Origin of the sequence: Kitasatospora aureofaciens, from assembly GCF_019192735.1 — a bacterium.
Classification (GTDB): Bacteria; Actinomycetota; Actinomycetes; order Streptomycetales; family Streptomycetaceae; genus Kitasatospora; species Kitasatospora aureofaciens_A.
Genome location: NZ_JAHTKP010000013.1, coordinates 62619 through 85615, shown reverse-complemented (window position 1 = coordinate 85615; position 22997 = coordinate 62619). Strand labels below are relative to the sequence as shown.

The 22997-nt window shown below is 70.2% G+C and carries 27 protein-coding genes; 9 read left to right on the top strand and 18 right to left on the bottom strand.

Going from position 1 to position 22997, the window contains the following annotated elements; translation table 11 throughout:
* Positions 1-31 precede the first annotated feature (31 nt).
* Positions 32-670 carry a class I SAM-dependent DNA methyltransferase gene (locus KV557_RS16160; protein ID WP_218200756.1) on the top strand — a complete coding sequence of 213 codons (639 nt, stop codon included), beginning with the start codon at positions 32-34 and terminating at the stop codon, positions 668-670.
* Positions 671-728: 58 nt separating this feature from the next.
* Here KV557_RS16160 and KV557_RS16155 read toward each other — a convergent pair whose 3' ends face one another.
* The 6 genes from KV557_RS16155 to KV557_RS16135 form a co-directional block, all read right to left on the bottom strand.
* A complete protein-coding gene (locus tag KV557_RS16155; protein WP_218200754.1) occupies positions 729-1115 on the bottom strand; it encodes a hypothetical protein in 387 nt (128 codons plus the stop codon).
* A gap of 50 nt (positions 1116-1165) precedes the next feature.
* Entirely contained in the window at positions 1166-1432 is a 267-nt protein-coding gene (locus KV557_RS16150) for a hypothetical protein (RefSeq protein WP_218200752.1), read from the bottom strand.
* Between the two features lie 114 nt (positions 1433-1546).
* Positions 1547-1867, bottom strand: coding sequence for a hypothetical protein (locus tag KV557_RS16145; protein WP_218200750.1), 321 nt, complete (start codon positions 1865-1867; stop codon positions 1547-1549).
* Positions 1860-1985 (bottom strand): hypothetical protein, encoded by a 126-nt coding sequence (locus tag KV557_RS42635; protein ID WP_256177478.1) that lies wholly within the window; start codon positions 1983-1985, stop codon positions 1860-1862. Before KV557_RS42635 ends, KV557_RS16145 begins: the two co-directional genes overlap by 8 nt.
* Positions 1973-2215: a hypothetical protein gene (locus KV557_RS16140; RefSeq protein WP_218200748.1), complete on the bottom strand. Its 243-nt coding sequence runs from the start codon at positions 2213-2215 to the stop codon at positions 1973-1975. The genes KV557_RS42635 and KV557_RS16140 overlap by 13 nt, the downstream gene beginning before the upstream one ends.
* A 14-nt stretch (positions 2216-2229) precedes the next feature.
* Positions 2230-2595 (bottom strand): ATP-binding protein, encoded by a 366-nt coding sequence (locus KV557_RS16135; protein WP_218200746.1) that lies wholly within the window; start codon positions 2593-2595, stop codon positions 2230-2232.
* 239 nt (positions 2596-2834) lie between these two features.
* Here KV557_RS16135 and KV557_RS16130 point away from each other — a divergent pair, with 239 nt between their 5' ends.
* From KV557_RS16130 to KV557_RS16120, 3 genes are all read left to right on the top strand, one after another.
* Entirely contained in the window at positions 2835-3725 is an 891-nt protein-coding gene (locus KV557_RS16130) for a helix-turn-helix domain-containing protein (protein WP_218200744.1), read from the top strand.
* An 11-nt stretch (positions 3726-3736) separates the two neighbouring features.
* Positions 3737-3937, top strand: coding sequence for a DUF397 domain-containing protein (locus KV557_RS16125; RefSeq protein WP_218200742.1), 201 nt, complete (start codon positions 3737-3739; stop codon positions 3935-3937).
* 87 nt (positions 3938-4024) lie between these two features.
* Positions 4025-4549 (top strand): hypothetical protein, encoded by a 525-nt coding sequence (locus KV557_RS16120; RefSeq protein WP_218200741.1) that lies wholly within the window; start codon positions 4025-4027, stop codon positions 4547-4549.
* Positions 4550-4607: 58 nt separating this feature from the next.
* On the opposite strand, the gene KV557_RS16115 is transcribed toward KV557_RS16120, so the two are convergent.
* Positions 4608-5108, bottom strand: a complete 501-nt coding sequence (locus tag KV557_RS16115) for a winged helix-turn-helix transcriptional regulator (RefSeq protein ID WP_218200739.1) — start codon at positions 5106-5108, stop codon at positions 4608-4610.
* 98 nt (positions 5109-5206) lie between these two features.
* Between KV557_RS16115 and KV557_RS16110 the strand changes: the two genes are divergently transcribed.
* Positions 5207-5704: a hypothetical protein gene (locus KV557_RS16110; RefSeq protein WP_218200738.1), complete on the top strand. Its 498-nt coding sequence runs from the start codon at positions 5207-5209 to the stop codon at positions 5702-5704.
* Between the two features lie 183 nt (positions 5705-5887).
* Complete coding sequence (locus KV557_RS16105; RefSeq protein WP_218200736.1) at positions 5888-6517, top strand: hypothetical protein; 630 nt, start codon at positions 5888-5890, stop codon at positions 6515-6517.
* 38 nt (positions 6518-6555) lie between these two features.
* On the opposite strand, the gene KV557_RS16100 is transcribed toward KV557_RS16105, so the two are convergent.
* Positions 6556-7197, bottom strand: coding sequence for a TetR/AcrR family transcriptional regulator (locus KV557_RS16100; RefSeq protein ID WP_308129922.1), 642 nt, complete (start codon positions 7195-7197; stop codon positions 6556-6558).
* Positions 7198-7790: 593 nt separating this feature from the next.
* Here KV557_RS16100 and KV557_RS16095 point away from each other — a divergent pair.
* The 3 genes from KV557_RS16095 to KV557_RS16085 all read left to right on the top strand — a co-directional run bounded on the left by KV557_RS16095 (position 7791) and on the right by KV557_RS16085 (position 10452).
* Entirely contained in the window at positions 7791-8252 is a 462-nt protein-coding gene (locus KV557_RS16095; protein WP_218200732.1) for a DUF6542 domain-containing protein, read from the top strand.
* Positions 8245-9915, top strand: coding sequence for an LCP family protein (locus tag KV557_RS16090; RefSeq protein WP_218200730.1), 1671 nt, complete (start codon positions 8245-8247; stop codon positions 9913-9915). The genes KV557_RS16095 and KV557_RS16090 overlap by 8 nt, the downstream gene beginning before the upstream one ends.
* 156 nt (positions 9916-10071) lie before the next feature.
* On the top strand, positions 10072-10452 hold the full coding sequence (locus tag KV557_RS16085; RefSeq protein WP_218200728.1) for a VOC family protein: 381 nt from the start codon (positions 10072-10074) through the stop codon (positions 10450-10452).
* 64 nt (positions 10453-10516) lie between these two features.
* Here KV557_RS16085 and KV557_RS16080 read toward each other — a convergent pair whose 3' ends face one another.
* The 10 genes from KV557_RS16080 to nuoI all read right to left on the bottom strand — a co-directional run bounded on the left by KV557_RS16080 (position 10517) and on the right by nuoI (position 22996).
* Positions 10517-11569 (bottom strand): 2-oxoacid:ferredoxin oxidoreductase subunit beta, encoded by a 1053-nt coding sequence (locus KV557_RS16080; protein ID WP_218200725.1) that lies wholly within the window; start codon positions 11567-11569, stop codon positions 10517-10519.
* Positions 11566-13563 carry a 2-oxoacid:acceptor oxidoreductase subunit alpha gene (locus tag KV557_RS16075; protein ID WP_218200723.1) on the bottom strand — a complete coding sequence of 666 codons (1998 nt, stop codon included), beginning with the start codon at positions 13561-13563 and terminating at the stop codon, positions 11566-11568. The genes KV557_RS16080 and KV557_RS16075 overlap by 4 nt, the downstream gene beginning before the upstream one ends.
* Before the next feature lie 228 nt (positions 13564-13791).
* Complete coding sequence (locus KV557_RS16070; protein WP_218200721.1) at positions 13792-14454, bottom strand: response regulator transcription factor; 663 nt, start codon at positions 14452-14454, stop codon at positions 13792-13794.
* 118 nt (positions 14455-14572) lie between these two features.
* On the bottom strand, positions 14573-15583 hold the full coding sequence (locus KV557_RS16065) for a polyprenyl synthetase family protein (protein ID WP_218200719.1): 1011 nt from the start codon (positions 15581-15583) through the stop codon (positions 14573-14575).
* A gap of 274 nt (positions 15584-15857) precedes the next feature.
* Positions 15858-17480: an NADH-quinone oxidoreductase subunit NuoN gene (nuoN, locus tag KV557_RS16060; protein ID WP_218200928.1), complete on the bottom strand. Its 1623-nt coding sequence runs from the start codon at positions 17478-17480 to the stop codon at positions 15858-15860.
* Positions 17481-17491: 11 nt separating this feature from the next.
* On the bottom strand, positions 17492-19138 hold the full coding sequence (locus tag KV557_RS16055; RefSeq protein ID WP_218200717.1) for an NADH-quinone oxidoreductase subunit M: 1647 nt from the start codon (positions 19136-19138) through the stop codon (positions 17492-17494).
* A 114-nt stretch (positions 19139-19252) separates the two neighbouring features.
* Positions 19253-21148, bottom strand: a complete 1896-nt coding sequence (gene nuoL, locus KV557_RS16050) for an NADH-quinone oxidoreductase subunit L (RefSeq protein ID WP_218200715.1) — start codon at positions 21146-21148, stop codon at positions 19253-19255.
* Positions 21149-21162: 14 nt separating this feature from the next.
* A complete protein-coding gene (gene nuoK / locus KV557_RS16045) occupies positions 21163-21462 on the bottom strand; it encodes an NADH-quinone oxidoreductase subunit NuoK (RefSeq protein ID WP_188309222.1) in 300 nt (99 codons plus the stop codon).
* Positions 21459-22385, bottom strand: coding sequence for an NADH-quinone oxidoreductase subunit J (locus KV557_RS16040; protein WP_218200926.1), 927 nt, complete (start codon positions 22383-22385; stop codon positions 21459-21461). The genes nuoK and KV557_RS16040 overlap by 4 nt, the downstream gene beginning before the upstream one ends.
* Positions 22385-22996 carry an NADH-quinone oxidoreductase subunit NuoI gene (gene nuoI, locus KV557_RS16035; RefSeq protein WP_218200713.1) on the bottom strand — a complete coding sequence of 204 codons (612 nt, stop codon included), beginning with the start codon at positions 22994-22996 and terminating at the stop codon, positions 22385-22387. Before nuoI ends, KV557_RS16040 begins: the two co-directional genes overlap by 1 nt.
* Position 22997: the final 1 nt, after the last annotated feature.

Below are 22997 nucleotides of genomic sequence, written 5' to 3'. Positions count from 1 at the left end.
GCGCTTCCCTCCCCCGGTAAGGTCGCTCCCCATGCCTGAGCTCTCATCACATCTGACGACAACAGCTGCCGCGTACGATGCCGTGGCCGTCCGCTACGCCGACCTCGTCCGGGACGGGCTGGCCGGCCTGCCGTTGGACCGCTCGTTCGTTGCCGCGTTCGCCGAGTGCGTGCGGGCGTCCGGGGCCGGTCCGGTCGCGGATCTCGGATGCGGCCCGGGGTATGTGGCGGCATACCTGCGGGACCAGGGGCGGGACGTCTTCGGCATCGATCTGTCGCCGTCCCTGATCGAGATCGCCCGCACGACGTATCCGGGCCTACGGTTCGACGTGGGTTCGATGGATGCGCTGGACCTGGCCGACGGCGAGTTGGGCGGCATCGTCTCCTGGTACTCGGTCATCCACACCCCGCCGGCCGAGCTGCCCTCGTACCTCGCCGAGTTCCGCCGGGTCCTGGCCCCGGGCGGCCACGTCCTCCTCGCCTTCTTCGAGGCCGAGGGCGGGCCCGTGACGCCCTTCGACCACAAGGTGACGACGGCCTACCGGTGGCCGATCGACGAGATTGCCCAGCTGGCGGGCAAGGCCGGGTTCGCCGAGGTCGGCCGGATGCTGCGGGAGCCTCGCGAGGGGGAGCGGTTCCGGCGAGGGCATCTGCTGGTGCGCGCGGTGTAGTTGATGCAGGGCAACCACCTCAGCCGGTGTGGGGGCTCCGGCTGAGGTGGCACCGGGGTCAGGCCGTCGCGGCGGCGTCCGCGTCCTGCTGCGGCTTGGGCGTGGGCTGCAGCTCGGGCGTGGGCTGCGGCGTGGGCGCGGTCAGTGCCCCGGCGACGATCAGCCCGAGTCCGACCAGGTGGAAGGGCAGGGGTATCGCGGAGAGCACGCTGGTCGCCGCGAGCGTCCCGACGGCTCGGATCAGGGGCTCCAGGCCGAACGCCATGACGAGCGTGGTGATGATCGGCCCCGGCGTCATGACCAGGCAGCCGACGAACGCCAGGCGGGCGTTGCGCCCCCGCCGGCGGATGTACGTGGCGGCCACGACGGCTCCCACCAGCGGCGCGAGGACTTCGAGGACGGTGAGGAGCAGGCTGACGAGGCCGGCCACGAGGGTGTCGGGCAACGGACTCCGTTCGGGGATCGTGTGCGCGTGGTCCACGTGCGGCGCGAAGTTCAGATGCTGTTGAAACCCCGGGCGGCGTCGTTGATGTCGGCATCCACGATGTAGACGACATTCGGGATCACGATGAAGTGGACCATCGCGGAGTTCAGCCAGCTTGAGCGCGTGAGGTCGTCGTTCGTGTAGGCGAGGTGGGTGCCGGGGCCGTAGGGGTCCTCGGCGACCCTGTCGACGAGGTGCATCAGTGCCCGGCGGTCGTCCGGCGGGAGGTAGTCGCGGAGGCGGCCTGCTCGCTCGGTGAACTCGACACGGCGCTTCATGATGGCCGGAGTGTAGGGCGGCGGGCGTGGTCCCGGCATCGGGTTTTCGGGCCCTGGGCGGGCGTTGGGGAGGAGCAGGAAGTCGGGTGGGCCGACTTCCTGCGTTGCGGGCTGTTAGCTGGTCGGCCTGGGGTTGAGGCGGGCCGGGGACCAGGTGGGGTTGCGGCCGGCGCCCTCGCGGTAGGCGATGCGCTGGACGGCGGTGAGGAGGCGGTAGAGGTTGAGAGCGGCGTCGGAGTGGTCGGCGTCGAAGCCGAGCTGGTGGATGAAGGCTTCGAGTTCGGGCCAGTCGAAGTCGTCAGGGGTGGCCGGGGTGACGGCGGTGGGGCCGAGGGCGTTGAACGCGGCGGCGACGGCGTAGTTGGTCGCGGCGAGGGCGTTGGCGAGGGGGTTGGCGAGGGGGTTGGCGAGGGGGTTGGCGAGGGGGTCAGACATCCTGGGACTCCTCTTCGTCGGGCTTTGCAACGTTGAGAGCGGTGATGACGCCGAGGGCGACTGTGGCGATCGCGAGGGCGAGGAGGACTGCGAAGGCGGTGGCGATCAGGAAACGCACGAGTCGTCGTCGCTGTCTCGCTCGGCGTCGAGGAGGAGGTTGAGGAGGTTGAGGAGAGTGGTCACGGGGGCGGTGTTGAAGCGGACGAGGACGCGGCCGTCGAGGGTGGTGTCGGTGGTGGCGGAGGGCCAGATGAGGCCGAACTTCTTGCCGCGCTCGTGCACTTCGGCGATGAGGGTCTTGATCTGGGCCTCGGTGTAGAAGCGGACGCGGGGGTCGGTCGGCTTCATGGGGTGACGGTGGATCATGCGGCGGAGTCCAGTTCGAACCAGACCGATTTGCCCTGTTTGCACAGGTCGGTACCGAAGCGGTGGGTGAGGGCGCGGACGAGGTGGAGGCCCCGGCCGGACTCGGAGAGGAGGGTGCAGGGGGTCTGATCGGGGAGGAGGGCCGGGTTGTCGTCGGAGACGGAGACGCGGAGGCGGCCGGGACGGAGGGCGAGGACGACGAGGGGCGCGGGGTTTCCCGCGTGCATCCAGGCGTTGACGATCAGTTCGTGCAGGGCGAGTTCGGCGTCGGAGATGGTGGAGTCCGGCCACCCGAAGTCGGTGAGGATGTCGCGGAGTTCGAGCCGGGCGGCGGTCCAGTCGGGAGGGTTGAAGGCACGCATGGGAGACCCCTGAATGGGATGAGGAGGGGTGATCGGCGGATACGTCACCGTGAGCCAGGCCGGGCGGAGGCTGCTCTGCGGTGCGGGAACAGGCGTTACTGACGCTCCGCCATGTGATCGGTGCAACACTGAGAGTAGGGGCCTATCTGGCAAACTTGCAAGCCCTCATGCTCGCAATCACTCGTTGGTGGCGTCCTGCATGGGTTGTGCGCGAGACTGCGCCGAAGGGAAGGACGATCGTGGGATACAAGGGACCAATCAGCCAGCGACAGCGGCGATTCGGCGAGGAGCTTCAGCGTCTACGCACGGCTGCCGGGCTCTCGTCCGCCGAGGCCGGCGCGCTGGTCGGCATGAAGGTTCCGGCAGTGAGTCACACCGAGGCTGGCCGGATCACTCTCAACCCCGAACGCCTCGAAGTCTGGCTCGACGCCTACGGCTGCACGGATCCGAGCTACCGCAAGGTTCTTGCCGAGATGGGGCAGAGCACCGGCAAAGGCTGGTGGAGCGAATTCGAGGGGAGGGTTCCGGCATTGGCCCTCGACCTCGCCGAAGCAGAGGACAGGGCGGACAGCTTCTCAGTCTTCGACACTCTCTACGTTCCCGGAAGCCTGCAACTGCCCGGCTATACCGAGGCTATCTATAAGGATGCCTACCAAGATGGCCGTTGGGATGAGGCAACTGCCGTCCAGTTCCGCATGGACCGGCAGCGCATCCTGACTGATGACAAGCGGCGGCGGTTCCATTTCGTCATCCATGAGGCAGCACTCCGAATGAGGTTCGCAGGCACCTCGGTCATGAGGGACCAGCTGCTGCATCTCATCGAGATGGCCGAGCTTCCGAACGTCACCATCCAGATCATGCCATTCGATGCTCCCGGGAGGGTTCCTTACTCGGGTGCTTTCCTAATCTGCAACCCAGGATGCACCGATCTGTCGACCATCATCCTCGACGGCCCCAAACGCGCGATTCATCTTGGCGATCCGGTAGACGTAGTGGCCTACCACCAGAAATTCCAAGAAGCCAGCGACCTCGCGCTGCCAGCTGTTGACAGCGCCAAGTCTCGACGCGACTCACCGTTCCGTGATTCCTGGGGGCTTCTTCAACACCTCATCTACCTGCTCCAAACCTGAAAGGCGCCCCGATGTCCCACCTAGCCTGGCAAAAGTCATCCTTCAGCAACGCAGACGGTGGCAGCACCTGCCTTGAACTAGCTGCCGGAAACGGCGACGTGCGACACGTTCGCGAGTCCGACGAACCCAACACCATCGTCACCACCACGACCGTCAAGCTCCGGGCGTTCATCCTCGGAGCCAAGGCCGGCGAGTTCGACCACCTCATCTGACCTCGCCCCTTCTACCGGCTGTCGGCGCCGGACTGCGCTGACAGCCGGGCTTTCTCCTCCGGTCGGCATGGTGTAGATCTTCCGATCATGAACAGGGATCGCGCAGGCAGAATCATCGGTTCGAGCTTCGGGCTCGTCTTCATCCAGGCGAACGCGGGTGCTCTCCCGGCGGCCGTCGCCATCCCGCTCCGCGTACTCGCCGTCGCCGCGTTCCTCGTCCTGGGCCTCTTCAACCGCCGCCCCGCCGCGCCGGAGACCGACACCGCCCCGCGCGCCAGCTTCGGCCGGCGCTACTGGTTCGTCGTGGCAGCCGAAGTGTTCGCCATAGCCGTCGGCCTCATGGTGATCAACAAGGTCCTCCACACCCCCACCGCCACCGTCGGCTGGATCGCCTTCGTCGTCGGCGTCCACTTCTTCGGCCTTGCCACCGCCTGGCGCAGGCCCGCCCTCCGCGTCCTCGGCGCCTCGATGGCAGCCTGTGGCGCCATCGGCATGGCCCTCGCCGCCTTCGGTGCCCCCACGGCCGTCATCTCAGCCGTCGCCGGAATCGCCCCCGGCGTGCTCCTGTTCGGCTCGGTCTGGTGGTCCGGCCGCAGGCAGCTCCAGCTCTAACTTCCCGCCAGGGGATGGACGGTAAGAACCTGCCGCTCAGCGCCCGGTAACCGGCCGCTCAGGTGGGCAGGAAGCGGGCGCCCGGGCCGGGGGCGCGGTAGACGGCGTCCGGCGGCAGGTGGGTGTGGCCGGCGGCGCATTCGAGGACCATCGTGACCGGCTCGTCGCAGAGGTCGCCGGAGTCGTCGTCGGGCCCGTGCCGGACGATGATCGGCGGCCCCTGCTCGTCAGCGAGGTACTTGTCGCCCCACTCCAGCAGGGCCATCAGCGTGGGCCGCAGGTCCAGGCCCTTCTCGGTGAGCCGGTACTCGAAGCGCTGCCGGTCGCCGGGCTCCTGGTAGGGGACGCGCCGCAGGACCCCCGCCGCAACGAGGCTGTCGAGCCGGGTGGACAGCAGGTTGCTGGCGATCCCCAGCCGCGTCCGGAAGTCCCCGAACCGGCTCGCGCCGTCGAGGGCCTCGCGCACGATCAGCAGCGACCAGCGCTCGCCGACCACCGCCAGGGAGCGCGCCACCGAACAGTTCACCGGGTCGATCCGAGGCTTCTCCTGCTCTGCCATGCATCGAGCATAACCGCCTGGGTTGATAATCCGTACTCAGCCCCGGCCAGGCTCACTCCCACCCTGAGTTGAAAAACTAAATCCAGGAGGGACCGGCCATGCCCATGCTCGACGTGTACATCCCCGACGGCGCGCTCCAGCCCGAGGCCGAGGCGGCGCTGATCAACCGGATCACCGAGATCCTGATCCGCCACGAGGGCTTCGACCCCGCCGACCCGGCCATCCGGTCCGTGTCCTGGGTGTTCCTGCACCGGCCCGCCGCCGTTTACGTCGGCGGCGCGCCCGCGGACGCGCCGCGCTACCGGGTCGTCCCGTCCGTGCCCGAGGGCCAGTTCGGCGAGAAGACCCGCGCGGGCGTCGTCGCCGAGGTCACCGAGGCGATCCTGGACGCCGAGGACGGCACCTGGCCGCGCGACCCCGGCCGGGTCTGGGTGTTCCCCACCGAGATCCCCGAGGGCCACTGGGGCAGCGGCGGGCGCATCAGGCCGCTCGCGGCGATCCTCGCCCGGGTCTCCGGGGACGACCCCGAGCAGACCCGCGCGCTCGCGTCGCAGCGCCTCGCCGCCAGCCGGGCCGAGCACGCCGCCCTGCCGTAACGGCCCGACAGCGGGTGCAGGGTGACCGAGTCCGCCCCGCACCCGCTGTCCCAACCGCGTACCCGACTCGTCACGACCCGGTCAAAACGCCGTCAAACGCGTGGTGTTCAGCACCCGGCGTGCGCTATCAACGTCACTAGGAGGAACGCCGCCTGACGGTCCGCAGACACGGGGGAACGTCACGTGAACACCTTCGCCACCAGAACGAGCATGCGCGCACTCGCCGGGCTGGCGGTGGTCGGCGTGCTGACGCTGACCGCCTGCAACGACGACACGTCGTCCGACACCGCGAAGACCGCCCCGCCCGCCGCGCCGACGACCGCGGCCCCCGCGCCCGCCGGCAACGGCGGCGGCACCGGCAAGGACGCCGCACCCGGGACGACCGCCAAGATCGGCGACGCCGTCCAGATCCCGTTCAGCTCCGGCAGCACCAAGGGCACCGTCACGCTGGCGGTCACCTCGATCGAGCAGGGCGACCCGGCCGACCTGGCCGACTTCAAGCTCGGCGACAAGGTCAAGGGCCTGGTGCCGTACTACATCCACTACAAGATCACCAACATCGGCACCACCGACCTGTCGTTCACCAGCCTGACCGCGGTCAAGGGGCTGCTGCCGGACGGCACCGAGGCCCAGGAGCTGTCGGTCATCGGCACCTTCGCCAAGTGCCCGAACAACTCCCTGCCCTCGGGCTTCACCAACGGCCGGTCCGCCACCTCCTGCGCGGTGGCGCTCGCCTCGTCGGCCACGAAGGTCGCCGGGGCCGAGTACTGGGGCGAGCCCTACACCCTCGGCAAGGGCGTCAACTGGAAGTGACCCGGCCGTAGTTCGGGTGCCACCGGGGTGTCCGCTGCTCAGCCGGCCGCGGGCGCCCCGTAGATCTTCAGGAACGCGTCGACCCCGAGAGCCGCGATCCGCCCGACCTCCTCGTCCGGCACCGGCACCGCGCCCCAGAAGGAGCGCTCGGCCACGCCGTGGAAGGTCAGCAGCGTGAACTGCTCGGCGGCCAGCGCGGGATCGTCGACCACCAGCAGGCCGCGGCCGGCCAGCGCCTCGAAGCGCTCGGCGAGATCCCGCAGCGAGGCGACCGGGCCGGCCTCCAGCCAGGCCTCCAGGACGTCCGCCGGAATGTTGGCCACCTCGGCACGGATGGCCCGGCCCAGCGCGCCGTGGTCGCCCGCCGACAGGACGGCGCGCGCCCGGTCGACGGCGAAGTCGGTCAGGTCCTGCCGCAGGTCGACGATCTTGCCGAGGTGGCGGTCGACCAAGTCCCGGATCTTCTCGGTCAGTTCGCCGGAGCTCTCCAGTGCCACCGACAGGAACAGCGTCTCCTTGTCGGCGAAGTGGTTGTACACCGTGCGCTTCGAGACGCCCGCCTCCGCCGCGATCGCGTCCATGCTCGCGCGGACGTACCCCTCGCGCCCGAACACCGCCGTCGCGGCGCGCGTGATCGCCTTCCGCTTCTCCGGCCGACCTGCTCCGCTCGTCGCCGCCACGGCCACGCTCCTCATCCACCCATTGCGCACGCATGAAACTAGCCGGTGTAGTGTATCCCGAGCACCCTCGCCGCCTCCACGTACGCCGGGAACCCCGGCGTCCACCGCGCGCCCCCGTCCGGCAGCACGGCCGGCGCCCCGGCCGTCCGGCGGCCCGGGCGAGGCCACGGTCCGGCCCCATCCCGCCCGGCCCGCCCGCGCTTCCCGGGGTGCGACGTCCGTGCAGGTCAGAGCAGTTTTCCCGGGAACCGCTTTCTCACAGCCTTCTCATGCGCAACAATCGGCCGCACTGCCTTCTCATCCGCCACAATCGGCCGGGCACATATCGTGCATCCGGCCTGGGGCAGAGCGGCCCGCCATGGCGACGAACGGGCCCAAGATCCCGCAGCCGACGCCGAACATTGGTGCTATATGCTGCGCACGATCTCTACACCCATGTAGAGCAACCTGGATGCGAGCCTGCCCCCGACCGACAGCGGGAACCGGCCGGCCGAACGCCGACGTCCACCTCGGCAGCGACCACGGCGCCGTCCCGCAAGGGAGCGGACGAAGGCGCCGCCGCGGCGCACGGACGTCGGAGAGGGGTGAAGTGCGTGGCAGGACGACGAGGACGGACGTCCTCCAACCAGGAGACGGAGCAGCAGGCGGCCCGGAGAACCCCGGCCCCCGCGCGAAGCCTTCCCGGCGGCCCCGTCCTGCCCGCTGTCCTCGCGATCGGGCTGCCCGCGGTGGGCGCGGGGATCGACGAGCTCTCCGGCCCGGGCATGGGATTCGCGTTCGCGGCCGGCGCCGTCCTCGGGACGGGCCTGGCAGCCATGCTCAGCACCCGCAGGGGCTGGTGGTGGGTGCTCTGCGCCTCGCCGCTGCTCGTCCTCGGGGTGACGGCCGGCGCAGAGCTGCTGGCCAACGGTGACATGTACAAGGGGAAGGCCCTGGCGACCGGCTCCGCGAAGTGGGTCGTCCACGGCTTTCCCGTCATGGCTGCAGCTGCAGGGGCGGCCGTGCTGGTGATCGTGGTCCGGGTGATCCTGGACGGGAGGAAGCACCATGGCTGAGAACCAGGAAGGCGGCCGCGCCGCCGCCCGTCGCGCCGGCAACGGCGGCCAGTCCGCGTCCGCGCCGGCCCCGGCCCGCCGTCGCTCCCCACTGCTCATCGCAGGCCGGACGATCGCGTGCTCGCTGGCGCTGGCGGTGTTCGTCTCCAGCGGGGTGGTCTGGTACGAGTACACGTCCCTCACCGACGGGATGACGACGTCCAACGCCATCGCGGAGACGAAGAAGGACGCGCCGAAGCACCTGGACAACTCGGTCAACCTGCTGCTGATCGGCCTCGACAGCCGCAAGAACATGGACGGCAGCGACCTCGACCCGGCCTTCGTCCAGGACGAGCTGCACGCCGGCCACAGCTCCGACGTCGGCGGCTACAACACCAACAGCCTGATCCTGCTGCACATCCCCGCCAACGGCGGCAAGGTGCAGGCCATCTCCATACCCCGTGACGACTACGTCATGACGTACAACGGGGACGGCTCCAAGCAGGGCGAGCACAAGATCAAGGAGGCCTACGGCATCGCCAAGGAGAAGGTGACGCCGGGCCTCCAGGCCAAGGGGCTGAAGGGCGCGGACCTGGAGAAGGCCGGCCGCGACGCCGGGCGCGCGGCGACCATCCGGACCGTACAGACCTTCGTGGACCAGCCGATCGACCACATCGCCGAGGTCAACCTGATGGGCTTCTACGACATCGCCAAGCAGGTCGAGCCGATCGAGGTCTGCCTCACCCACGACACCAAGGACCCGGCCATGGAGGGCCAGGGCTCCGGTGCCGACTTCCACAAGGGCATCAACAAGCTCAACGCCTCCCAGGCGCTCTCCTTCGTCCGCCAGCGCCACAACCTGGACGGCCCCGACGGGAACACCGGCGACTTCGCCCGCACCCACCGCCAGCAGGCCTTCATCTCCTCCGTCGTCCACAAGCTCAAGCAGGACGGCATCATGAGCGACATCGGCAAGATGCGGGGCCTGATGGGCGTGGTGCAGAAGGACCTCGTCATCGACAACCAGTGGAAGGTCCTCGACTTCGCCCAGCAGGCCCCGGCCCTGACCGGCGGCAACGTCGAGTTCAACACCCTGACCTTCGACGGCTTCGGCAAGAAGAACGGCCAGGACGTCAACCTCGTCACCCCGTCGAAGGTCCAGAAGATCGTCAAGCAGGTGTTCGGCTACGCCGACGCCGCCGCGGCACCGGCCCCGGCCGACGCGGCCACCGACACGCCGGCCCCCGCCCAGCCGACGCCCGCCGAGGCGCCGACCACCCCGGCCAAGGCCGCCGCCCCCGCCACGGTGAACGTCTACGACGCCTCCTCCGTCAAGGGCGCCGGCGCCTCCGAGGCCAAGGCGCTCGTGGCGATGGGCTTCAAGGAGGGCAAGACCGGCCCCGCGGCCACCAAGCCGAAGACCACCACCGTGGTCTACGGCAAGGGGGCCAAGGAGGCCGCCGACCAGATCGCCGCCCGCTACGGCGTGACCGCCACCGAGTCCGCCTCCTCGACGGCCGACCACGTCACCGTCACCCTCGGCACCGGCTTCACCGCCCCGGCCGGCGACAAGGCCGGCGCCCCGGCCCCCGCCCCGGCCGCGTCCGACCCGGCCGCCAACGTCCCCATGCAGGGCCCCGGGGTCGACGCCACGTCCGACGGCGGCATCCCCTGCGTCTACTGACACTGACGCCCGCCCCACCCTCCTGAGCCGCAGGGAGGTTCCCGCTCCGGGAACCTCCCTGCGGCTTTTCCACGCCCTCGCGCATTTCTCCGTACTATGTATAGTGTACTGCGTACGGGATAACCGTGCGCGCTTGCCGACGAGAGGACTGCCGCCATGCAGATCACCGCTTCCACCCTCGCGCTGACCGTCGAGGACGTCACCACGTCCGCCGCCTTCCTCCGGCGGCACTTCGGGTACGCCGAGGAGATGTCCGCCGACGGCTTCGTCTCGCTCAAGCACGACGGCGGCGGGGTCGACGTCGTCTACCTGCGGCGCGGCATCGAGGTGCTGCCCGAGAGCTACCGCCACGACACCGCGGCCGGGGTCATCCTGGTGTTCGTCGTCGACGACCTGGCCGGCGAGGAGAAGCGGCTGCGCGGCGAGGGCGTGGAGATCACCATGCCGCTGCGCGAGGAGCCGTGGGGCGAGAAGCTGTTCCAGGTCACCGACCCGAACGGGGTCGTGATCGAACTGGTCGAGTGGGCCAAGCAGTAGGGCGGAACAAGGGCGCCCCCTCGGCGGCCGTGAGACCGAGGGGGCGCCGCCTGCACCGGGACGGTCAGTCGACCGTCCAGGTGTCGTTGCCCGCCAGCAGCGTCGCCAGGTCGCCCGGGCCCCGGTGGGCCGCCGCGGTGGCCAGCTGACTTGCCATCAACTCGTCGTACACCGGCCGCTTCACGTCCCGCAGCACGCCGATCGGGGTGTGGTGCAGGGTGTCGGCGTCGGCGATCCGGGAGAGCGCGAACGCCGTCGCCGGGCTCGCCGCGTGGGCGTCGTGGACCAGCAGCGCGGCCTCGTTCTCCGGCGTCACCGCCGCCGTGAACAGCTCGCCGTCCGGGCCGCGGAAGACGCCGTTGCCGCCGTCCGCGCCGAAGCGCACCGGCTGCCCGTGCTCCAGCCGGATCAGCGCCTCGTCCCGGGTGCCGGGCTCCTTCAGCACCTCGAAGGCGCCGTCGTTGAAGATGTTGCAGTTCTGGTAGATCTCCACCAGCGCCGTGCCCTCGTGCTGCGCCGCCGCCCGCAGCACCGACTGCAGGTGCTGCCGGTCGGAGTCGATGGTCCGGGCGACGAAGGAGGCCTCCGCGCCGATCGCCAGCGAGAGCGGGTTGAACGGAGCGTCCAGCGAGCCCATCGGCGTGGACTTGGTGATCTTGCCGAGCTCACTGGTCGGCGAGTACTGGCCCTTGGTGAGGCCGTAGATCCGGTTGTTGAACAGCAGGATCTTCAGATTGACGTTCCGGCGCAGCGCGTGGATCAGATGATTGCCGCCGATCGACAGCGCGTCGCCGTCACCCGTCACCACCCACACGCTCAGGTCCTGCCGCGAGGACGCCAGCCCGGTCGCGATCGCCGGCGCCCGGCCGTGGATCGAGTGCACGCCATAGGTGTTCATGTAGTACGGGAAGCGCGAGGAACAGCCGATCCCGGAGACGAAGACGGTGTTCTCCCGCTTGATCCCCAGCTCCGGCATGAACGACTGCACCGCCGCCAGGATCGCGTAGTCCCCGCACCCGGGGCACCAGCGCACCTCCTGGTCCGTCTTGAACTCCTTGGCGCTCTGCGGCGCGTCCGCCTTCGGCACCAGGCTCAGCGAGGGGAACTGCTCATTCATCGGTGGTCCTCCTCGTCCAGGGTGCCGATCGCCGCCCACAACACGTCCGCCAGCTGCGCCGCCTTGAACGGCAGCCCGCGCACCTGGTTGTAGGACTCCGCGTCCACCAGGTACTTGGCGCGCACCAGCAGCGCCAGCTGGCCGAGGTTCATCTCGGGGACGATGACCTTGTCGTAACTCCTCAGCACCGTGCCCAGGTTGGCCGGGAACGGGTTCAGGTGGCGCAGGTGGGCCTGGGCGATCTCGCCGCCGTCCGCCCGGACCCGCCGCACGGCCGCGGTGATCGGACCGTACGTCGAGCCCCAGCCGAGCACCAGCACGCGGGCCTCCCCGCTCGGGTCGTCCACCTCGACCGGCGGGACGGTGATGCCGTCCACCTTGGCCTGCCGGGTGCGGACCATGAAGTCGTGGTTGGCCGGGTCGTAGGAGATGTTGCCCGTGCCGTCCTGCTTCTCGATCCCGCCGATCCGGTGCTCCAGGCCGGGGGTGCCGGGCAGCGCCCAGGGGCGGGCGAGGGTCTGCGGGTCGCGCTGGTAGGGCCAGAAGGCGCCGTCCTCGCGGTTCGGGCCGGCCGCGAAGTCCGGGTCGATGGCCGGGAGTTCACCGACCTCGGGGATCCGCCACGGCTCCGAGCCGTTGGCCAGGTAGCCGTCCGAGAGCAGGAACACCGGGGTGCGGTAGGTGACCGCGATCCGGGCCGCCTCCAGCGCCGCGTCGAAGCACTCGGCGGGCGTGGCGGGGGCGACGATCGGCACCGGGGCCTCGCCGTTGCGGCCGAACATCGCCTGCAGCAGGTCGGCCTGCTCGGTCTTGGTCGGCAGGCCGGTGGACGGGCCGCCGCGCTGGATGTCCACGATCAGCAGCGGGAGTTCGAGCGAGACGGCCAGGCCGATGGTCTCGCTCTTGAGCGCGATGCCCGGGCCGGAGGTGGTCGTCACGCCCAGCGCGCCGCCGAAGGCCGCGCCCAGGGCGGCGCCGATGCCGGCGATCTCGTCCTCGGCCTGGAAGGTGCGCACGCCGAAGTTCTTGTGCTTGCTCAGCTCGTGCAGGATGTCCGAGGCGGGGGTGATCGGGTACGAGCCGAGGTAGAGCGGCAGCCCGGAGCGCCTGGAGGCGGCGATCAGGCCGTAGGAGAGCGCCAGGTTGCCGGAGATGTTGCGGTAGCGCCCGGCCGGGAGCTTCGCCGGGGCCACCTCGTAGGAGACGGCGAAGGACTCGGTGGTCTCGCCGAAGTTCCAGCCCGCCCGGAAGGCGATGATGTTGGCCTCGGCGATCTGCGGCTTCTTCGCGAACTTGCCGCGCAGGAAGGTCTCGGTGCCGTGGGTGGGCCGGTGGTACATCCAGGACAGCAGGCCCAGGGCGAACATGTTCTTCGCCCGCTCGGCGTCCTTGCGGGCCAGGCCGCTGTCCTTCAGCGCCTCCAGGGTCAGCGTGGTCAGCGGCACCTTGTGCAGGTGGTAGGCCTCCAGCGAGCCGTCGGCGAGCGGGTCGGCGGCGTAGCCGACCTTGGCGAGGGCGCGCTTGGTGAACTCGTCGGTGTTGACGATGATCTCGGCGCCGCGCGGCAGGTCCGGCACGTTCGCCTTGAGGGCGGCCGGGTTCATCGCGACCAGGACGTTCGGGGCGTCGCCGGGGGTCAGGATGTCGTGGTCGGCGAAGTGCAGCTGGAAGGACGAGACGCCCGGCAGGGTGCCGGCGGGGGCCCGGATCTCGGCCGGGAAGTTCGGCAGGGTGGACAGGTCGTTGCCGAAGGACGCCGTCTCGGACGTGAAGCGGTCACCGGTGAGCTGCATCCCGTCACCGGAGTCGCCGGCGAACCGGATGATCACCCGGTCCAGGCGGCGGATCGGCTTGACGCGCCCGGGCTGCGGAGCGTCGGGACCGGTGGGACCGGCCGGCGCGGTCGGACCGGAGCGGCCTTCACCGGGCCCGGAACGACCCTCGTCGCCGTCCGAGCCGTCCACTGCCTCTGACTGATCGACCTGACTGGTCACTGCCGCGGACCTCCTCGTGGGCACGCCAGCCGCGGGCGTGGCCGTGTGCCCCGTCCGCCTGGTGCACCTCTGGCATCCTATGCGCGCTTAACCGGCCCGGGACGGAAATCCCACGTGGCGGGACACCACGAACCCATTGCCCGCTCCGCACACGATCTTCAACGCCCGGAGGCCGGAGATCATTCCACAGGAGCCCGTTCGGGCCCTACGAGTTGACGCAGCCGAGCCCTACGAGTTGATGTAGGTGAGCACCGCCAACACCCGGCGGTGGTCCTCCGGGCTCTGGGCCAGGCCGAGCTTGAGGAAGATGTTGCTCACGTGCTTCTCCACCGCGCCGTCCGACACCACCAGCTGCTTGGCGATCGCGGCGTTGGTCCGGCCCTCCGCCATCAGCCCCAGCACCTCGCGCTCGCGCGGGGTCAGGTTGGCCAGCACGTCACCCTTGCGGCTGCGGCTGAGCAACTGCTGCACCACCTCCGGGTCCAGCGCGGTGCCGCCCTCGGCGACCCGGATCACCGCGTCGGCGAACTCGCGCACCTCGGCGACCCGGTCCTTCAGCAGGTAGCCGACGCCCCGGGTGGAACCGGCCAGGAGTTCGGAGGCGTAGCGTTCCTCCACGAACTGCGACAGCACCAGCACGCCCAGTCCCGGGTAGCGGCCGCGCAGCTCGACGCAGGCGCGCAGCCCCTCGTCGGTGTGCGAGGGGGGCATCCGGACGTCGGACACCACGACATCCGGCAGCTCGCCGGCGTCGGCCAGGTCGTGGACGGCCTTCAGCAGCGCGTCGCCGTCCCCGACCCCCGCCACGACCTCCAGGCCGCGGTCGGTGAGCAGCCGGGTCAGACCCTCCCGCAGCAGTACGGAGTCCTCGGCGATGACGACGCGGCGCATGGCGACCTTCCCGGCAGGGGTGAGCTGACGGGGCCAGTCTTCCCTATCCGGGCAGTGGCGTGCCGGGCGGACCGGGCAAGGGTTTCGCCTTCGAACTCCCGCCCGGCCGCCGGCCGGGTCACATGGTGCGGATCGCCACCGAGTCGCAGAGCGCCTGCAGGGCCTCCTTGGCCGGGCAGTCCGGCAGCGGCGCGAGCAGCGCGCGGGCGTCCTCGGCCTGCCGCAGGGTCTCCCGGCGGGCCCGCTCCAGCGCCGGGTGGCGGCGCAGCAGCCGCAGCGCCTCGGCGTGCAGCTCGTCGTCGGCGAGGTCCAGGGTGAGCAGCTCGCGCAGCCGGGTGTCCTCCGGGTCGGCCGGGTCGGCCGGCATCTGCTGGAGCAGCAGGGTCGGCAGGGTGGGCACGCCCTCGCGCAGGTCGGTACCGGGGGTCTTGCCGGACTCGTCGCCGTCGCTGGCGATGTCGAGCACGTCGTCGGCCAGCTGGAAGGCGATGCCGATCCGCTCGCCGAACTCGCTGAGGGTGTCCACCATCCGCGGCTCGGCGCCGGCCATCAGTGCTCCTATCTTGCAGGAGGCGGCGATCAGCGATCCGGTCTTGCCGGCCAGCACGTCGAGGTAGTGGTGCAGCGGGTCGCCGTCCGGGCCGGGGCCCTGGGTCTCCAGGATCTGGCCGGTGACCAGCCGCTCGAAGGCGTCGGCCTGCAGCCGGACGGCCTCCGGGCCGAGGTCGGCGAGCACCTGGGAGGCGCGGGAGAAGAGGAAGTCGCCGGTGAGGATGGCCACCGAGTTGTCCCAGCGCGAGTTGGCGCTGGGGGCGCCGCGGCGCACCGGGGCCTCGTCCATGACGTCGTCGTGGTACAGGGTGGCCAGGTGGGTCAGCTCGACGACCACCGCGGACGGCACCACGCCGGGCGCGCCGGAGTCGCCGAACTGGGCGGCGAGCAGGAGGAGCAGCGGGCGGAAGCGCTTGCCGCCGGCCTCGATGAGGTGACGGGCGGTGACGGTGATGAAGGGGACGTCGCTCTTGACGGCTTCGGAGAGCGCCGCCTCCACCGCGTCCAGTCCGGCCTGGACGTCACGGGTCAGGTCGCGGTCCTGCACGCTGAGCCCGAAGGGTCCCACGACGGTCACGAAGACCACTCCTCTGTCCCTGGTCGTTCTAGCGGCCTGGTCCCTGAGTGCCGCCGCTGGCCATACAGGCAGGGTATCCGGTCACGAGTGGATCACTGCACGGGCGTGCGGATCCTGTCATGATCGGGCCGGAGCCCCAGGTCAGAGCGGTTGTGGGAGCACTGTGGCGGCGGGTTCGAATTCGGCTGGAAATAAAGGCCGGAACCGGCCGGGAAATGCGCGTCCGGGCCGCGCCCGGCAGGCGCGGCCCGGACGGAGCAGGGCTCACCCGGAGTCAGCGGACGAAGAGCGCGGCCTTCGACGCCAGGTCCAGGAAGTACTGCGGCAGCAGCCCGAGAACCAGCGTGACCAGCACGCCGGCCCCGATCGCCGTCGCCGTGAAGGCGCTCGGGATCGCGACCGTCGGGCCGCCCGGCTTCGGGTCCGAGAAGAACATCAGCACGATGACCCGGATGTAGAAGAACGCGGCCACCGCCGAGCTCAGCACACCGACGATCACCAGCGGGATCGCGCCGCCGGCCGCCGCCGCCTGGAACACCGCGAACTTCCCGGTGAACCCGGAGGTCAGCGGGATGCCCGCGAAGGCCAGCAGGAACAGCGCGAACACCGCCGCCACCAGCGGCGAGCGCCGGCCCAGCCCGGCCCAGCTGGACAGGTGCGTCGCCTCGCCCTTGGAGTCGCGCACCAGCGTCACCACGGCGAACGCGCCGAGCGTCACGAAGGAGTACGCCAGCAGGTAGAACAGCACCGAGCCGAGGCCCTGCTTGTTGACGGCGATCACGCCGGTGAGGATGAACCCGGCGTGCGCGATCGAGGAGTAGGCGAGCAGCCGCTTCACGTCCTGCTGCGTCACCGCCAGCACCGCGCCGACCACCATGGTGAGGATCGCGACGCCCCACATGACCGGCCGCCAGTCCAGCCGCAGGCCCGGGAACGCGACGTAGAACAGCCGCAGGAACGCCCCGAACGCCGCGACCTTCGTCGCCGCCGCCATGAACCCGGTCACCGGGGTCGGCGCGCCCTGGTAGACGTCCGGGATCCAGGCGTGGAACGGCACCGCGCCGACCTTGAAGAGCAGGCCCACGGCCAGCATCGCCAGGCCCGTCAGGAGCAGCGCATCCGTCCGGGTGGTGCTCAGCAGCGCCGGGGTCATCATCGCCTTGCCGGAGATGACGTCCGCGATGTCGCCGAGCTTCACGCTGCCCGCGTACCCGTACAGCAGCGCCGTGCCGAACAGGAAGAACGCCGAGGAGAAGGCGCCGAGCAGGAAGTATTTGACCGCCGCCTCCTGAGAGAGCAGCCGGCGGCGCCGGGCCAGCGCGCACAGCAGGTACAGCGGCAGCGAGAAGACCTCCAGCGCCACGAACATCGTCAGCAGGTCGTTGGCCGCCGGGAAGAGCAGCATGCCGCCGACCGCGAACATCGTCAGCGGGAAGACCTCGGTGGTGCCGAAGCCCGCCCGCACCGCGGCGCGCTCCTGCTCGCCGCCCGGGGTGGCGGAGGCCTGCGCGGCGAACGCGTCGGCCGGCAGGCTGCTCGCCTTCGGCTCCAGGCGCCGCTCGGCGTACGTCAGCACGGCCACCACGGCGGCCAGCAGGATCACGCCCTGCAGGAACAGCGCCGGGCCGTCCATCGCCACCGACTCCATGGCGAGCAGGTCCATGCGGGTGGTCCCGCGGCCCTGCGCGGCGAGGACCACCACGGCGACGAACGCGCCGGCCAGCCCGATCAGGGCCAGCGTCACCTGCGACCAGTACCGGAACCGGCGGGGCACGAAGGCCTCCACCAGGACGCCGGCCACGGCGGCGCCGAACACCACCAGCATCGGGGAGAGTTGGCCGTACTCGATGTGCGGCGCCGGGATGCTGGGGGTGCTGCCGCCGGCGGCGGCGAGCATGCCGGTGGTGCTCACTTCTGCTCACCTCCTGAGGTGGCGGCGACCGGGTGGGCCGGCGCCGGGTCGGTCCGGTGAACCTGCGAGAGCGTCGCGTTCACCGCCGGGTTGACGATGTCGGTGATCGGCTTCGGGTAGACGCCCAGCAGGATGGTCAGCGCCACCAGCGGGGCGACGACGGCCAGTTCGCGGACCTTCAGGTCCGGCATGCCGGTCACCTCGGCCTTCACCGGGCCGGTCATCGTGCGCTGGTACAGCAGCAGCGCGTACAGCGCGGCCAGCACGATGCCGAAGGTCGCGACGATGCCGATCGCCGGGTAGCGGGTGAACGTGCCCACCAGCACCAGGAACTCGCTGACGAACGGGGCGAGCCCCGGCAGCGACAGGGTGGCCAGGCTGCCGACCAGGAACGTCCCGGCGAGCACCGGGGCGACCTTCTGCACGCCGCCGTAGTCGGCGATCAGCCGCGAGCCGCGGCGCGAGATCAGGAAGCCGGCCACCAGCATCCACGCGGCGGTGGAGATGCCGTGGTTCACCATGTAGAGGGTCGCGCCGCTCTGGCCCTGGCTGGTCAGCGCGAAGATGCCCATGATGATGAAACCGAAGTGCGAGATCGAGGCGTACGCGACCAGCCGCTTGATGTCCTTCTGGCCGACCGCCAGCAGCGCGCCGTAGATGATCCCGATCACCGACAGCACCAGGATCGCCGGGGCGAAGGTCTTCGACGCGTCCGGGAACAGCCCGAGGCAGAAGCGCAGCATCGCGAAGGTGCCGACCTTGTCCACCACGGCGGTGATCAGGACGGCGGTGCCGGCCGTGGCCTCGCCCATCGCGTTCGGCAGCCAGGTGTGCAGCGGCCACAGCGGGGCCTTCACCGCGAAGGCGAAGAAGAAGCCCAGGAACAGCGCCTTCGAGGCGGTGCCGCTGAACTGCAGCTTGCCGTCCGCGATCGCCGAGCTGAGCGTCGGCAGGTCGAAGGTGGCGAAGCCCTGGTCCTGCGCGATCACGTACAGGCCGATCACGGCGGCCAGCATGACCAGGCCGCCGAGCAGGTTGTACAGCAGGAACTTGACGGCCGCGTAGGAGCGCTGGCGCGCCGACTCGGGGCCGCCGGCCCGGTCGCCGAAGCCGCCGATCAGGAAGTACATCGGGATCAGCATGGCTTCGAAGAACACGTAGAACACGAAGATGTCGGTGGCGTAGAAGGCGACGACCACCATCGCCTCCACCGCCAGGATCAGGGCGAAGAAGCCCTGGGTGCGGCGCCTGTTCTCGAACGTGCCGTCGGGGGCGTCGGGCGTGGCGGGTGCGGCGGGTGCGGCGGGGCCCGGGTCGGCGTCGTGCCAGGAGGCCAGCATGACGATCGGCACCAGCACGGCGGTGAGCAGGGCCAGCACGGCGCCGATGCCGTCCACGCCGAGCGAGAAGGTGATGCCGAAGGAGCGGATCCAGCTGTACGACTCGGTCAGCTGGTAGCGGTCGCCGTGCGGGTCGAACTGCGCGGCCACGGCGGCGGCCAGGGCCAGGGTGACGGCCGAGACGCCCAGCGCGACGGCCTTGGTGGTCGACCGCCGGGCCTCGGTGGACCCGGCGGGCAGGGCGGCGGTCAGCACCGCGCCGGCCGCCGGGACGGCACAGGTGGCGGTCAGCAGGGCACTCATGCTCCCACCTCGCTTCGCTCGGCAGGGGCATTCGCCCACGCGCACCTTTCGATGATGAGCTCGCTGCGCTCGCTCATGCCTTACCTCCCCGACAAGTGTGGAATTCCCTATCCATCAGAAGGACCTCATCAGGAGAGTCGTGGCGACCAGCAGCAGCGTGCCGCCGAACATGGAGAGCGCGTACGAGCGGACGAAGCCGTTCTGGACCCGCCGCAGCCGGCTGGAGACGCCGCCGATGGTGGCGGCCAGGCCGTTGACGAAGCCGTCCAGGCCGCGGCTGTCGAAGTAGACCAGCGTCGCGGTGAGCGCCGAGCCGGGGCGGACCAGGGCGGCGTGGTTGAACTCGTCCTGGAGCAGGTCGCGGCGGGCGGCCCTGGTGAGCGGGGAGCCGACCGGCGGCACCACGGGGACGGCGGAGCGCCCGTACATCACGTACGAGAGGCCGACACCGGCCAGCATGCAGGCCGTGGTGAGCAGGGTGACGGTCAGCGGGGCGAGCGGCGAGTTGCCCTCGGCGTGGCCGGTGACCGGCTCCAGCCAGGTCAGGAACGAGTCGTTGAGCGCGAACAGCCCGCCCGCGAACACCGAGCCGATGGCCAGCAGGATCATCGGGATGGTCATGGTCTTCGGCGACTCGTGCGGGTGCGGGGCGTTGCCCTCGGCGTCCGGCTGCCAGCGCTTCTCGCCGAAGAAGGTCAGCAGCATCACGCGCGTCATGTAGAACGCGGTGACGGTCGTGCCGACGAGGGCGCACAGGCCGAGGATCCAGCCCTCGGTGCCGCCCTTGGCGAACGCCGCCTCGATGATCTTGTCCTTGGAGAAGAAGCCGGACAGGCCCGGGAAGCCGATGATGGCCAGGTAGCCGAGGCCGAAGGTGACGAAGGTGACCGGCATGTACTTCCGCAGGCCGCCGTAGTGACGCATGCTCACCTCGTCGTTCATGCCGTGCATGACCGATCCGGCGCCGAGGAACAGCCCGGCCTTGAAGAAGCCGTGCGTCACCAGGTGCATGATCGCGAACGCGTAGCCGATCGGGCCGAGGCCCGCCACCAGGATCATGTAGCCGATCTGCGACATGGTCGAGCCGGCCAGCGCCTTCTTGATGTCGTCCTTCGCGCACCCGACGATCGCACCGAACAGCAGCGTGACCGCGCCGACCACCACGACGGCGGTCTGCGCGTCCGGCGCCAGGTTGAAGATCGCGGCGGAGCGGGTGATCAGGTAGACGCCGGCGGTCACCATGGTGGCCGCGTGGATCAGGGCCGAGACCGGGGTCGGGCCCTCCATCGCGTCCCCGAGCCAGGACTGCAGCGGCACCTGCGCCGACTTGCCGCAGGCCGCCAGCAGCAGCATCAGGCCGATCGCCGTCAGCCTGCCCTCGCTCGCCCGGCTCGCCCCGCCGAAGACCGGGTCGAAGGCGAAGGAGCCGAACTCGACGAACATCAGCATGATCGCGATGGACAGGCCCATGTCGCCGACGCGGTTGACGATGAACGCCTTCTTCGCGGCCGTCGCCGCGCTCGGCTTGTGCTGCCAGAACCCGATCAGCAGGTACGAGGCGAGGCCGACGCCCTCCCAACCGACGTACAGCAGGAGGTAGTTGTCCGCGACCACCAGCAGCAGCATGGCGGCCAGGAACAGGTTCAGGTACGCGAAGAAGCGGCGGCGGCGCTCGTCGTGCGCCATGTAGCCGACCGAGTAGAGGTGGATCAGCGTGCCGACGCCGGTGATCAGCAGGACGAACGTCATCGACAGCTGGTCGAGCCGGAACGAGACGTCGGCCTGGAATCCGTTCACCGGGATCCAGCTGAACAGGTGCTGGCCGACCGCCCGGTGCTCGGCGCCACGGCCGAGCATGTCCGAGAACAGCGCCAGGCCGAAGCCGAACGAGAGCGCCGCGAGTGCGGTGGCCAGCCAGTGGCCGAACCGGTCCAGTGCCGGGCCGCCGAGCAGCAGCAGGGCGGCACCGGCCAGCGGAGCCGCCACGAGCAGCGGAATGAGAGAGTTCACCGAAGGCCCTCCGCCTACAGCTTCATCAGGTTGCTGTCGTCGACCGAAGCGGAGTGCCTGGTCCGGAAGATGGAGACGATGATGGCGAGGCCGACCACGACCTCGGCCGCCGCGACCACCATCGTGAAGAACGCGATGATCTGGCCGTCCAGGGTGCCGTGCAGCCGGGAGAAGGTGACCAGGGCCAGGTTCGAGGCGTTCAGCATCAGCTCGACGCACATGAACAGCACGATCGCGTTCCGCCGGATCAGCACGCCGGACGCGCCGATGGTGAACAACAGGGCAGAGAGATACAGGTAGTTGACCGGATTCACTCCGCGCCCTCCTCGTCGGCCTTCGGCACGCCCGCGTTGTTCGCGTTGTTCACGTTGTTCACGTTGTTGGCGGGCACCGGCTCCAGGGACTTGCGCGGCCCGGCGACCGGCGGCCGCTCGGACGACGGCCGGCCCAGCCAGTCCGCGGTCGTGTTCTCCAGCTCGGCCATCCGCTGCAGCATCGCCTGGCTGACGTCCCGGATCTGGCCGCGCTGACGCAGCGTCTCCATGACCGAATCCTCGGCGATCGTGCCGTCCGGCAGCAGCGCCGGGATGTCCACCGCGTTGTGCCGCGCGTACACGCCGGGCGCCGGCAGCGGCGGCAGCTGCAGGTTGTCCTTCACCCGCTGGGCGGCCAGCTCGCGCTGCGTCTTCGGGGCCTTCACGTGCTCCCGGTGCGTCAGCACCATCGCACCGATCGCCGCCGTGATCAGCAGCGCGCCGGTGACCTCGAACGCCCAGACGTACCGGGTGAAGATCAGCCGGGCCAGCCCGGGCACGTTGCCCTCGGCGTTCGCCTCGTGCAGGCCGGTGAAGTGATCCAGCTTCGCGTTCGCGATCCCGGCGATCAGCAGCACGCCGAAGCCGAGACCGCAGAGCACCGCGGCGAACCGCTGGCCCTTCAGCTGCTCCTTCAACGAGTCCTCGCTGGTGACGCCGACCAGCATCACCACGAACAGGAACAGCATCATGATCGCGCCGGTGTAGACGACGATCTGCACCACGCCCAGGAACACCGCGCCCTGGGCCATGTAACAGACCGCCAGCGCCAGCATCGTGGCCGCCAGGCAGAGCGCGCTGTGCACGGCCTTCCTCATCAGCAGCATGCCGAGCGCGCCGCCGACCGCGACCACCGCGAGCACCCAGAACTGGACGGCCTCGCCGGTGGAGGTCGTCCCGGTGACGGCGGCGAGATTCGTGATCACTGCTGCGCCTCCTTCTCCCGGTCGGTGCGCTCCTGCTGAACCGTCCCGGGCGCCGCCGCCGTGATCTCGCCCCGGTAGTACGCGCCCTCGTCGGCGCCCGGGAAGATCGCGTGCGGGGTGTCGACCATGCCCTCGGAGAGGCCGACCAGCAGCTGCTCCTTGGTGAAGATCAGGTCCTTGCGCGAGGAGTCGGCCAGCTCGTACTCGTTCGTCATGGTCAGCGCCCGGGTCGGACAGGCCTCGATGCACAGCCCGCACAGGATGCAGCGGGCGTAGTTGATCTGGTACACCGCGCCGTAGCGCTCACCGGGCGAGTAGCGCTCCTCGTCCCGGTTGTCCGCGCCCTCGACGTAGATCGCGTCGGCCGGGCAGGCCCAGGCGCACAGCTCGCAGCCGATGCACTTCTCCAGGCCGTCCGGGTGCCGGTTCAGCTGGTGGCGGCCGTGGAAGCGGGGGGCGGTGGGCTTCTTCTGCTCCGGGTACTGCTCGGTCAGCCGCTTCTTGAACATGGCCTTGAAGGTCACGCCGAAGCCGGCTGCCGGGCCCAGCACCGACGGCCGGTCGGTGCGCTCGGGCCGGTCGGGACTGTCCGTTCGGTCGGACGACATC